Source organism: Kitasatospora sp. NPDC047058, assembly GCF_040643935.1.
Classification (GTDB): domain Bacteria; phylum Actinomycetota; class Actinomycetes; order Streptomycetales; family Streptomycetaceae; genus Kitasatospora.
On the sequence record NZ_JBEYVJ010000238.1, the window covers coordinates 1 to 11,584 of the forward strand.

Here is an 11,584-nt window from a genome sequence, read left to right on the forward strand (position 1 = left end):
CAGACGGGCGCGGGAGTGTCCGAGCGGAGCGCTACCGTGCGGGCATGACCGAGACGACCGGCGACGACCGCAGCTTCCCGCCCGCCCTGGCCGAGCCGGGCTGGGTGGTGATCAGGACGAGGAGGCGCACTGGCTGTGACATGCGCCGAAGCCTAGATGCACCGGCCCGGCCGCGAAACGGCATTTCCGGGCCGGCAGAGCGGCTACCCGACGGGGCGCGGCGCCCCCGCCCGGTCACGTCGCGGTGGGGAGGTGGCGTGCTGCCACGAACCGGGCGAGCGTCCGAAGTCCCGTGAAGTAGGAGGTGCAGTATGCCTCGTTGATCAGGGGCAGGGTCTTGTCGAGGTCGGCGATACACCTCCAGAGGACGGCGACGCCAGCGCTCTCGAGTCCGCCGTCCACCTCGCTCTGAACGAGGCCCGCGATGTCGGCGTCCAAGAGGACCAGGTCCACGCCCTCGATGTCCACGCCGCGGAAGCTCGCGGGGAACGGTGCACGCCGGTGCTCCTCCCAGAGCCGGCCGAGCCGGTCTCCCGGCGGTGCTCCGCCAGTCCCGGCGGCGGTCGCTGCTGCCGCGGACGGTGGGCGGAGGAGCACGGAGACGGCGTCGAAGACGGCACGCACCATCGCGACGGCCCTGGTCGGTGTGAGGGCGCCGCTGGTCGCAGTGCCCTGGCCGAGGCTGTCGCGCAGTGAGCGGCAGGGCGCGAGTGCGGCTGCGAGCTCGGCCGTGATGAGCCTCGCGTCGGCGGCCGACTCGATCAGGTCCCCGAGGGGCTCGTCGACCGCCAGTCGCTCGGCCAGGACGTGCTCCAGGGCGAACAGGGAGTGCGTGACGGCCACGGTGGCGAACTCGTAGCGGTAGTAGGAATGCCGGATCAGCTCCCGGGAGGTTTCCAGGGCACTCATGACGTACATGGACGCCTCGCCCGGCAGGACCAGGTCGTCCACCAGGGCGTGCATACCCGCATAGTCCGGAGCGAGGTCGCGGGCGCGCGGGTCCGGTACCGGCAGGCGGAGGGGGCCGGGCACCGGCGGCAGGGTGTTCACCGTCGCAGTCTCGTCGTCCGAGTCGGCGGGGTAGCCGCCGAAGGTTTGGCCGAAGGCGGTGTCCAGGCGCCTGCGGGCGGTGTGCTCCAGCAGACCGACGAAGGCCTGGCGGTGCGGTGTCCGGCCCTGATGATTCCTTGTCGTCGGCGCCCAGGTGATCCGGCGTTAGGGACACGTTCTGATGGCGGTCGCCGGCGTCAGGATGCCGTCAAGATCGCAGGGTGACCCCTGGCCGGGCCGGTTGGCTGGAAGGCGCTGACAACCGGCGAACGACAGAGCGACACGGCGATGCGAGGACGGAACATGAACGGCAGCCACCGGGACGACGAACGGCCGCTGGGCCGGGTGGTGGTCGGGGTGAGCGGGTCGCTGGGCAGTCTGGCCGCCCTTCACCGGGCCGTGGCCGAGGCCCGCCGCACCGGAGCGGAATTCGTGCCCGTCCTGGCCTGGGAGCCGCCGGGCGGCGAGATCGGCTACCGCCGGTCCCCCTGCCCGCCGCTGCTGGCCGCTGTCCGCGCGGCCGCCGAGCACCGGTTGACCGCCGCGCTGGAGACGGCCTTCGCGGGCGGTGACCCCGGTGTGGCACTGAACCCGGTGGTGGTCCGCGGCGAGACCGGACCCGCGCTCGTTGCTGTTGCCGACCGTGCGGACGACCTTCTCGTGGTCGGGCAGAGCGGTGGCCTGCTGCGGCGTCGGCTGCGCCGTTCGGTGACCGCGTACTGCGTCCGCGAGGCCGGCTGCTCGGTGCTCACCGTCTCCAAGCCGGAGCTCCAGCACGAGCTGGAGGTGCTGCACCGGCGCAACCGGTGGCACCTGCCGGTCGGGCCCGCGCCCGAGTTGGTCCTGGCGAAGGGATAGCCGCGCCGTGCGGATGTATTCGGCCCGCCCCGGCGGCAACGGGTTCCACCCGGTGGTGGACCGGCTCCCGGTCTCGATGTCCGGCACGGTGACGCTGGTTGCCGGCGGGGCGCTCGCGCTCGGCCTGGGGTGGCTCGGGGAACTGCACTCCGGCTGGTTCGCCTCCATCGCCTACACCGGGCTGGCTGCGCTGGCCGGCGCGTTCTCCCGGCCGCCCGCGGCGCCGATGATCGGTCTCGCCGCCTGGCTGTGCTGCAACGCCTTCGCGGAGCACCGCCACGCCGAACTCGGCTGGGCCGGCCCCGCTCCCGAGGCCGGCCACCTCGCCCTCTTCACCACGGCCGCTCTGCTGCTGTCGTTGCCTGCCGCCCTGCCCCGTCGGGCGGTCCGCGTGGAGCATCTGCCCCTCCCCGGGCGCCACCGGAGCCGCCTGGGCTGACGGCGCCACGCCGCCTCCGGACGGCCACCGGAGGCGGCCCTTCCGCTGCGCAGTCTGCTCGCGCCGGCCGAACGAACACGCCGCCCTGGGATGAGTGGCCCGCCGGTCTATCGCGGGTCGCGGTCGAACCGCACCATCGACCAGCGGTAGCCGAGCACGGTCAGGCCGACGCACCAGGCGAGGGCGATCCACCCGTTGTCGCCCTTCGGCCTGCCCCGCGACCGCACCATCATCATGGGCTCCCACATCGACGTGTAGGCAGCGGGGGCAGGGCCGGCACACCGCCCTGCTGTACCCCGGTGCGAGGTGGGAACGTCCGGAAAGAACCTCGCCCGCCGACTTCAGTGGGTGATCATCCGAGGACGGTCTGCCGGACCGGGCTGACCCGCAAGGGTTCCGTCAAGACGGCCGTCGACCGCGTCAAGGACGCGTCAGGACAGGCCGACGGGAGAGCGGCCGCACCTAGCGTGAGCTGCGAAGAACGGTTCGCCGCTCGGGCGTGGGGCCTGGCGGCGAACCGTTTCCTCAGCGCGGCCGCCGAGGCTGTCAACGGACTGTCAGGGAGCCGTCAGGGCCGGTCGGCCGGGCTTGCCCCGGCTCCACGGCGTGACGTTGGACGGGGACATGCACCGACCGACACGCCACCACGACCGCCCGCCGCATACGCGGCCGCGGGTCGTCGCCGTCGCGGTCGTCACCGCCGTCCGGTAGGACCGGCCTCCCCGCTCCGCTGCCGGTCGTGCGCACGGGCCCGGCGTGCTGTTGCGCCATGCCCCGCGCCGCTCATCGCCATCCGACCCTGCCCCGTCCTTGCATCGACGGCCCCGTGGGCGTCCGGCACTGTGCCGCGCCCAAGTTCGCCGACCAGCTCGTCGGCCACGCCGCCTGAAGGCCGCGTCATCGCGCCGGGCGTCAAGATCACGTCAGGGCCGGAGAGGTCGGCGTCAGGAATGCGTAGGAAGCGGCGGACGAGGTTCCGGGCCGCCGCACGATCGTCACAACCACGATCGCTGGAGCCACGGATGTCCGAACTCACCACCCCAGCCGTCACCGCCGAGCCCGCACCACCGGATACCGGAGTCGGACCCGACGAGTGTCACCGTCTCACCGTGCTCGGCGGACTGTCCGCGCTGTCGCTGGACGCGATGGCGTCGGTGGCGTACGGGCCGGAGTCGATCGTGCTGGTGCTGGCCGCGGCCGGCGGGTACGGGCTGGGGTTCACGCTGCCGGTGACGGTGGCGATCGCGGTGCTGCTGGCGGTGCTGGTGGCCTCGTACCGGCAGGTGATCGCGGCGTTCCCGGACGGCGGCGGCTCGTACGCGGTGGCGAAGGCGCACCTGGGCCGCCGGACGGCGCTGACGGCGGCGGCCTCGCTGGTGATCGACTACGTGCTGAACGTGGCGGTCTCGGTGACGGCCGGAGTGGCGGCCCTGACGTCGGCGGTGCCGGGCCTGTACGACGACCGGGTGTGGCTCTGCCTGGGCGTGCTGGCGCTGGTCACGGCGGTGAACCTGCGCGGGATCGCGGAGTCGGCGCGCTGGTTCCTGGCTCCGACGGCCGTCTTCGTGCTCTCGATCCTGGCGATCATCGTGGTCGGCCTGTTCCGGGACGCGCCCGCGAGCACCGCGGCCGCCGCCGGGCACGCGTCCGTCCTGTCTGACAACGCCACGGCCGTGGGCGCGCTGCTGCTGCTCAAGGCCTTCGCGGCCGGCTGCTCGGCGCTGACCGGCGTGGAGGCGGTGGCCAACGCCGTCCCGTCCTTCCGCGCGCCCGGCGTGAAGCGCGCGCAGCACACGGAGGTTGCGCTCGGCGCCCTGCTGGGCGTGATGCTGATCGGACTGGCGGTGCTGATCGGCCGCTTCCACCTGCAGCCGGTCGAGGGCGTCACCGTCCTTGCCCAGCTCGCGGACGCCTCGCTCGGCCACGGCGTCGGCTTCTACCTGGTCCAGTGCGCCACCGTCGTCCTGCTCGGGCTCGCCGCCAACACCTCCTTCGGCGGGCTGCCCGTCCTGCTCCACCTGCTCGCCCGCGACAACCATCTGCCGCACGTCTTCTCCCTGCGCGCCGACCGCCAGGTCCACCGGCACGGCGTGCTCTTCCTGGCCGTGGTCTCCGGCGTGCTGCTGGTCGGCTCGGGCGGGGACGTCAACAGCCTGGTCCCGCTGTTCGCGATCGGGGTGTTCGTCGGCTTCACCATCTGCCAGGTCGGCATGGTCCGCCACTGGTCGCACGAGAGACCCGTCCGCTGGCGCGCCAAGGCCGCGCTCAACGGTTTCGGCGCCCTGCTCACCGGCACCGCCGCCCTCGTCGTCACCGGCACCAGGTTCACCGAGGGCGCCTGGGGCATCTGCCTGGCCCTGCCCCTGCTCGTCCTCCTCTTCGAGGCCGTCCACCGCAGCTACGCCCGGATCGGCGAACACCTCGGACTCGGCCGCATCCCCGGACCGCTCACCCCACAGCGCAGCCTGGTCGTCGTCCCCGTCACCGCCATCACCCGCCTCACCCGCGACGGCCTCTCCGCCGCCCTCTCCCTCGGCGACGAAGTCCTCGCCGTCACCGTCGTCCACGACCGCATCGCGACCGACGCGCTGCGCCGGGACTGGGAGCTGTGGCAGCCGGGCGTGCCGCTGCTGGAGATCGAGGACGGTCACCGCCGGCTCGGCCCGCCGATCGTCGCCCTCGTCAACCGGCTCGCCGCCGAACGCGCCTACGACCGCCTCACCGTGCTGATCCCCGAGGTCGAACCGGCCCGCCCCTGGCAGCGTGCCCTGCAGAACCGGCGCGGCGCCGTGATCGACCGCGCCCTGCGCCGCCACACCGATGCGGTGGTCTGCCGGCTCCGGATGCGGATGTAGTGGCAGGGCGGGTGCCCGCCGCGCCGGTCACCACCCGCGCCGTGACCGCCACCGTCGTGGCTCCGTCCGATGCCTTGCCCCGGTGAATTCTTACGGAACCGGAACGCCTGCCGGTCTGCAGGAGCTTCCGGAAGGGAGGCCACGTTCGCCTGTGCCATCATCGGCCGACCAGTCCGTTTGATCTTCCTGACATTTCGCCGAACGAAGGAGAACGCCTTGGCAGGGACGTCTTCCGGCCGCCATATCGAGATCGCCTGGCCCGATATCGGCATAACCGTGACCGCGGAACTCGACGGCCGCAACCCTGCCCTGGCCGATGCGTTATGGGAGGCGTTGCCCTACCGGAGTCTCCAAGGACATGCCCTGGTGGCCGGAGAGCACCTCTACCACGTGGCGCCGATTCCTTCGCTGCTCCACCTGCCCGCAGACCACAAGATCGCCGACCGGCGCGAAGCGCCGGACGGGACGGTGTTCTGTTCCGCTCTCCAACACCTGGGCATCAAGTACGGTGCACTCACCGAACCCATGCCGGCCACTCCGGTGGGCCGGATCCGCGAGCAGGACATGCCCGCTCTGGCCGAGGCCGGCAGCGCCGTCTGGGACGCGGTCTACTCGACGAAGAAGCCGATCACGGCCGAAGTCCGGAGGAAGGGCGAGCAGGGCGGCCACCGCATTCCGCGCCTGTACACCTCCGACAAGGAGGTCGGCGCCCTGGTCGCCGACATCCATGCCGAGACCGAGAAGATCTGGCTGACGGAACCGTCCGAACTCGGCGAGATCCATCGCGGATACATTCCGTCCGGAGCCGGTACGTTCGAGACCGTCCTTCCCACGCTGCTGTTCGTCAACGGCGAGATCCGCCCCCTCGGCTACGCCTCCTATGGCGGCCTCGTGCGCGGGGCGGCCCAGGGCATGCCGATCGGAGCCCTGCAGCACATGGCGCGCCTACTCGTCGGCGTCCCCGCAGAATTCCTTGGCTACTGCGGCCTGGAGAAGCTGTGGCACTTCACCCGGCGTTTCCTGGCCCTGCTCGACGAACTGGACCACGCCGACTTCATGGCCGTCACCAGTCAGATGGCCCTCTACCTCAACTGCCTCGGCGGCTGGAGCCTTCACCTGTACCCGTGGACGACCGGTGACCACCTTCGCCGGCAGCCGACCGGCCGGACGGGCGGCCAGGCATGAACACGCTGCCCGAGCGCGCCGGCACAGTCATCATCGGCGGAGGACTGATCGGGACCTCGATCGCCTGCCACCTCGCCGAAACCGGCGAGAACACCGTGCTCCTCGAACGATCCACCCTCGGATCCGGCTCCTCCGCAGCCACCGCGCACGTCGCCCGCACCTACTTCCCCGGCGACCCCTGCACCGGCTCCCTGGCCGTGCGAAGCCTGCGCGCCTACCACAGCTTCACCGCCCGTACCGCAACTTCCCTGGGGCTGCGCCGTGTCGGATTCCTCGTGCTGTTCGACGAAGAAGAGCAGGTGCGGACGTTCAAGGCCGACCACGATGCACAGCGGGAAGCCGGAGTGGACGTGTCCCTGCTCACCCCGGCCGAAGCCCTGGCGCTCAATCCGCTGATCGACGAGCGGTCCATCGTGGCTGCCGCATGGTCCCCGGAGGCCTACGACTGCGACCCGTCCGCGGTCGTCCGCGGCTACGCCACAGCGGCCCGGGCGGCAGGCGCGCGGGTGGTGACCCACACCCCCGTCACCGCCATCAGCAGTGCCGGGCGCGTCACCACACCCGCAGGCGACATCCTGGCCGGCACCATCGTGTGTGCGGCAGGACCGTGGTCGCGTGAAGTGGCCTCGATGGCCGGCATCGACCTGCCGGTCGACACCTATCCGGTCGAACTGCTGCTCACCGGCCTGCCTTCCACGCCGGTCGGCGCCCTCCCGATGACTCTCCATGCCACCACAGGCCTACGGATCCGCGCATGGAATGATCGGGTCCTTGTCGGAATGGGACGCCCCCGGCCCGGCGAAGGCCGAACCGCCTGGCTCACACGCGTTGCCCGGCAGCTCGGAACCCTCTACCCCGCCCTGGACGGCATCGGCCTGCACCGGGGCTGGAGCGGAGCCTTCGACGCCACCCCTGACAACACCGCCCTCATCGGCGCTCACCACGCCCGCCCGTTCCTGTGGGCGGCCGGGTTCTCCGGCCAGGGCCTGTGCCAGGCCCCGGCGGCCGGTGAAATCATCCGCGACCTGGTCGTCAACGGCCGGGCGCGGCAGGGTGGATCCGCTCTCCGGACGTCATCGGGCAGTTGATCCGGCAACTGGTTGAGGGTGTTCTGGGCTCCCTACCGGCCAGGGGCGGTCGTCGGCGGGGTGTCCAGCACCCGGAAGGAGATGCCCGCCGCGACCAACCGGTCGATCAGCGGCCGGCCCATCGCCACCGCCGTGGTCAGCTGCCCTGCCACGGGCGGCAGGTCGTCGTACGACAGGCAGAGCGCCGACTCGGCCAGCATCTTCGCGGTCTCCTGGTAGCCGGGATCGCCGCCGGACACCTCGGTGAGGACCGTCCGCCCGCCCGGCGCCCGCGCCACGAACCGCACGGCGAACCACGACCGTGCCCGCTGGTCCGCACTGGGTCCGTCGCCGGGCTTGCGCAGCCGCCCCAGGGCCCGGCGCAGCACCGGCAGCTGGGCAGCGAGGGCGACCGCCACTACCGCGGCGATACCGCCGAGGGCGATCGGCAGCCGCTTCACCGCCGCGTAGTGCGCGTAGCCGAAGTCCGGGCCGTACTCGTCCAGTGCGGCGGCCGAGCGGGACACCACCTGCGGGTCGATCGAGGGCATCGGTACCGCCCAGGCCCGGGCCGCCCGCGACCGGTGCGGCCGGCCGGCCTGTGTGCGGATCAGCCGTCCGTCGGGCCGGGGCTCGGCGGCGCGGCGCGCCCGGGCGGCCCGGGCCATCGCCCGCGGTCGGGAGAAGGCCGTCATCGCGGAGGCGAAGGTGCCGCCGGAGATGGTGCCGCCGGCACGGACGAAGCCCTCGACCGAGACCCGGGTCGCCGGGCCGCCGCGGCGCAGCAGTTCCTCGACGGTGAACAGCACACCGAGGTCGTGCGGCACCGAGTCGAAGCCGCAGGCGTGCACCAGCCGCGCGCCGGTGGCCACCGCGCGCTCGTGGTGCCGGAGGTACATCAGGTCGACGAACTCCGGCTCGCCGGTGAGGTCGACGTAGTCGGTGCCGCTGTCCGCGCAGGCCGCCACCAACGGCTCGCCGTGCCGCAGGTACGGGCCGACCGTGGACACCACCACCCGGGCCGAGGCGGCCACGTCGCGCAGCGCCCCGCGGTCCGCGGCGTCCGCGATCAGCAGCGGAAGGTCGGCGCAGCGCGAGTCGATCTGCGCCAGCTTCGTCCGGACGGCGGCGAGTCTGCGTTCGTCCCGCCCGGCGAGTGCCCAGCGGCAGCCCTCCGGCGCGGCCCGGGCCAGGTACTCGGCGGTGAGCCCGCCGGTGAACCCGGTGGCTCCGAACAGGACGAGGTCGTACGGACGCGGCTCGGCCATCAACAGTCCCTACTTGCGGGTAATCGACTGCGTCACGCTAGGAGCCTGTCGGGGCACTGTCAACGGTCTCGGCCGTCGGTGGCGCCGCGCGCCCGGTGCGCAATGCCGTCGATGCGGGCCTGAGCGCCCTCGGATGTGATGTGTACGCAGCTTGGTCGGAATGTCGGATTTGTTCTATATTCGCGCACGCGGCGGGGCATCTTGACGACACCTTAACGCGACCCCTTAACGGCCTCCGTTGCTCCTTCTGCACGCTCCCGATGTGCCGCTGACCTGGGAATATGTCGATCCGAGCGCATGTGCCGACGGTACGCCCTTGATCGTATGGGCTGCTTGTCTTAACGCTGGAGCGCCATACGCTCGCCGGTGTGTTCAACGTGCCCCAGGCGCTCAAGCGCCTAGTGATCGGCAGAGCCATGCGCAGCGAGGAGCTCGGCGAGACGCTGCTCCCCAAGCGGCTGGCGCTGCCGATCTTCGCTTCCGATCCGCTCTCCTCGGTCGCCTACGCGACCCAGGAGATCCTGCTGGTGCTCACCGTCGGTGGCACCGCCTTCCTGTACCTGACCCCGTGGGTCGCGGCCGGTGTGGTCGCGCTGATGGCGGTCGTCGTGATGTCGTACCGCCAGGTCGTGCACGCCTACCCGAGCGGAGGCGGCTCGTACGAGGTGGTGTCCCGCAACCTGGGCGCCAACTCCGGCCTGGTGGTGGCCGCGTCGCTGCTGGTCGACTACGTGATGACGGTCGCGGTGTCGGTGGCCTCCGGCGTCGACAACATCATCTCGGCGTTCAACGGGCTGGCGGACTACCGCGTGCCGATGGCCGTCGGCTTCGTGGCGCTGCTGGCGGCGATGAACCTGCGCGGTGTCCGGGAGTCCGGCAAGGCCTTCGCGGCGCCGACGTACCTGTTCATCGGCGCCATCCTGCTGATGATCATCACGGGCCTGATCAGGGCGCTCTTCGGGGACACCCCGGTCGCGGAGAGCGCGGCCCTCGGGATCGTCCCCGTGGACGGCAAGGACACCCTGGCCGGGCTGGGCCTGCTGATGCTGGGCCTGCGGGCGTTCGCCTCCGGCTGCACGGCGCTGACCGGTGTCGAGGCGATCTCCAACGGCGTGCCGGCCTTCCGGGCACCCAAGTCGAGGAACGCCGCCACCACGATGAGCGTCATGGGCATCACCGCCATCGTGATGTTCGTCGGGGTCACGGCGCTCGCGCTGATGGCGAAGGTGCATTACGTCGACGATGCGTGCCAGCTGACCGGCATCGCCGGGGGCTGCTCCGGCCACACCCAGCAGACCGTGATCGCCCAGCTGGCGGCCGCGATCTTCGGCGGCACCGACAGCATCCTGTTCTACGTCGTCCAGGCCGCTACAGCGCTCGTCCTGATCCTGGCGGCCAACACCGCCTTCAACGGCTTCCCGCTGCTGGCCTCGATCCTGGCCGAGCACCGCTACCTGCCCCGGCAGATGCACACCCGCGGCGACCGCCTGGCCTTCTCCAACGGCATCATCGCGCTCGCGGTGGTGGCCGGGGGCCTGCTCTGGCTGTACGGGGCGGACGTCACCAGCCTGATCCACCTCTACATCCTGGGCGTCTTCACCTCCTTCACGCTCTCCCAGATCGGCATGGTGAAGCACTGGAACCGGGTGCTGACCGGTGAGACGGACAACTCGGTGCGCGGCTCGGCCCAGCGCTCCCGGATCATCAACGCGCTCGGCGCCGTCACCACGGCGCTGGTGCTGGTGATCGTCCTGCTGACCAAGTTCACCCAGGGCGCCTGGCTGGCCGTGGTCGCGGCGGTCGTGCTCTGGGTGATGATGCGCGGCATCCGCCGGCACTACGACAGCGTGGCCGACGAGCTCGCGGTGGACGACCCGGACGCCGAGTCGGTACGGCCGTCCAGGGTGCACGGGATCGTGCTGGTCTCCAAGCTGCACAAGCCCACCCTGCGGGCGCTTGGCTACGCGGAGGCGTTTCGGCCGGACTCGCTGGAGGCGCTGACCGTTGCGGTGGAGAGCGACGCCACCCGGGAGCTGGAACGGCAGTGGGACGAACTGCGCGTCCAGGTGCCGCTGAAGGTGCTGGAGTCGCCCTACCGCGAGATCACCAAGCCGGTCGTCCAGTACGTCCGCGAGTACCGCCGCACCAGCCCGTCCGAGGCGGTGGCGGTGTTCATCCCCGAGTACGTGGTCGGCCACTGGTGGGAGCACCTGCTGCACAACCAGTCGGCGCTGTGGCTGAAGAGCCGGCTGCTGTTCACCGCGGGCGTGATGGTGATCAGCGTGCCGTGGCAGCTCTCGTCCGCACCACGTGCCGACCACCCGGCCCGCCGCGCACCCGGCTCGGTCCGTCGTGGCGAGCCCGCCCGGGCCAAGGGCGTCCCGGAGACGGAGAAGGTCTGATCCGCGTGCGGACAGGTGGTCCTGGGCAGCGCGCTGCCCGGGACCACCGGCACGTTCGGGCCCTGCAGCATCACCCTGCCAACCTCGTACCACGACGAAAGAGCAGCGCCCATGGCCCGCGACCTCACCCCCGGCACCGGCCCCCGCCGCGGCCGGCTGCCCTCCCTCGGCCGCCGCCACTCCCGGCGCCGCACTGTTCTGGGGTTCGCCTCGGGTCTGATCGTGCCCCTGCTGCTCACGGCCGTGCTTTCGCCGTTCGGGGCGGATCTGAACCTGACGACGGACGCGCTGATCTTCCAGCTCGGCGTGGTCGCCGTCGCCCTGCTCGGCGGCGCCTCCTCCGCCCTGCTCGGCGGCGCCTCCTCCGCCCTGCTCGGCGGCGCCTCCTCCGCCCTGCTGGCCTCCCTGGTCGCCTCGGTCCTGCTCAACTACTTCTTCATCCCGCCCGTCCACACCCTGA

The 11,584-nt window shown here is 71.8% G+C and carries 9 protein-coding genes and 1 pseudogene; 7 read left to right on the forward strand and 3 right to left on the reverse strand.

The window, feature by feature from the left end:
- Window positions 1-234 precede the first annotated feature (234 nt).
- On the reverse strand, window positions 235-1,050 hold the full coding sequence (locus tag ABZ885_RS27555) for a hypothetical protein (RefSeq protein ID WP_360194024.1): 816 nt from the start codon (window positions 1,048-1,050) through the stop codon (window positions 235-237).
- A gap of 303 nt (window positions 1,051-1,353) precedes the next feature.
- On the opposite strand from ABZ885_RS27555, the gene ABZ885_RS27560 reads away from it, so the two are divergent.
- The gene (locus tag ABZ885_RS27560) at window positions 1,354-1,908 is read left to right on the forward strand and encodes a universal stress protein (RefSeq protein WP_360194027.1); all 555 of its coding nucleotides are present in this window, start codon (window positions 1,354-1,356) and stop codon (window positions 1,906-1,908) included.
- A 7-nt stretch (window positions 1,909-1,915) separates the two neighbouring features.
- Window positions 1,916-2,347 carry a hypothetical protein gene (locus ABZ885_RS27565; RefSeq protein ID WP_360194029.1) on the forward strand — a complete coding sequence of 144 codons (432 nt, stop codon included), beginning with the start codon at window positions 1,916-1,918 and terminating at the stop codon, window positions 2,345-2,347.
- Window positions 2,348-2,454: 107 nt separating this feature from the next.
- Here the strand turns inward: ABZ885_RS27565 and ABZ885_RS27570 are convergent.
- Window positions 2,455-2,550: pseudogene (locus ABZ885_RS27570) on the reverse strand (ABC transporter permease); the annotation flags it as partial.
- 819 nt (window positions 2,551-3,369) lie between these two features.
- Here ABZ885_RS27570 and ABZ885_RS27575 point away from each other — a divergent pair.
- From ABZ885_RS27575 to ABZ885_RS27585, 3 genes are all read left to right on the forward strand, one after another.
- Window positions 3,370-5,202, forward strand: coding sequence for an APC family permease (locus tag ABZ885_RS27575; protein WP_360194032.1), 1,833 nt, complete (start codon window positions 3,370-3,372; stop codon window positions 5,200-5,202).
- A gap of 177 nt (window positions 5,203-5,379) precedes the next feature.
- Window positions 5,380-6,387 carry a hypothetical protein gene (locus ABZ885_RS27580; RefSeq protein ID WP_360194034.1) on the forward strand — a complete coding sequence of 336 codons (1,008 nt, stop codon included), beginning with the start codon at window positions 5,380-5,382 and terminating at the stop codon, window positions 6,385-6,387.
- Window positions 6,384-7,475 (forward strand): FAD-dependent oxidoreductase, encoded by a 1,092-nt coding sequence (locus tag ABZ885_RS27585; RefSeq protein ID WP_360194037.1) that lies wholly within the window; start codon window positions 6,384-6,386, stop codon window positions 7,473-7,475. The genes ABZ885_RS27580 and ABZ885_RS27585 overlap by 4 nt, the downstream gene beginning before the upstream one ends.
- Before the next feature lie 32 nt (window positions 7,476-7,507).
- Here the strand turns inward: ABZ885_RS27585 and ABZ885_RS27590 are convergent, their stop codons facing one another.
- The gene (locus ABZ885_RS27590) at window positions 7,508-8,722 is read right to left on the reverse strand and encodes a saccharopine dehydrogenase NADP-binding domain-containing protein (RefSeq protein WP_360194040.1); all 1,215 of its coding nucleotides are present in this window, start codon (window positions 8,720-8,722) and stop codon (window positions 7,508-7,510) included.
- A 416-nt stretch (window positions 8,723-9,138) separates the two neighbouring features.
- Between ABZ885_RS27590 and ABZ885_RS27595 the strand changes: the two genes are divergently transcribed.
- Both ABZ885_RS27595 and ABZ885_RS27600 read left to right on the forward strand, forming a co-directional pair.
- Window positions 9,139-11,124: an APC family permease gene (locus tag ABZ885_RS27595; RefSeq protein WP_360194046.1), complete on the forward strand. Its 1,986-nt coding sequence runs from the start codon at window positions 9,139-9,141 to the stop codon at window positions 11,122-11,124.
- 111 nt (window positions 11,125-11,235) lie between these two features.
- The coding region (locus ABZ885_RS27600; RefSeq protein ID WP_360194043.1) for a DUF4118 domain-containing protein at window positions 11,236-11,584 on the forward strand (349 nt) is incomplete at its 3' end.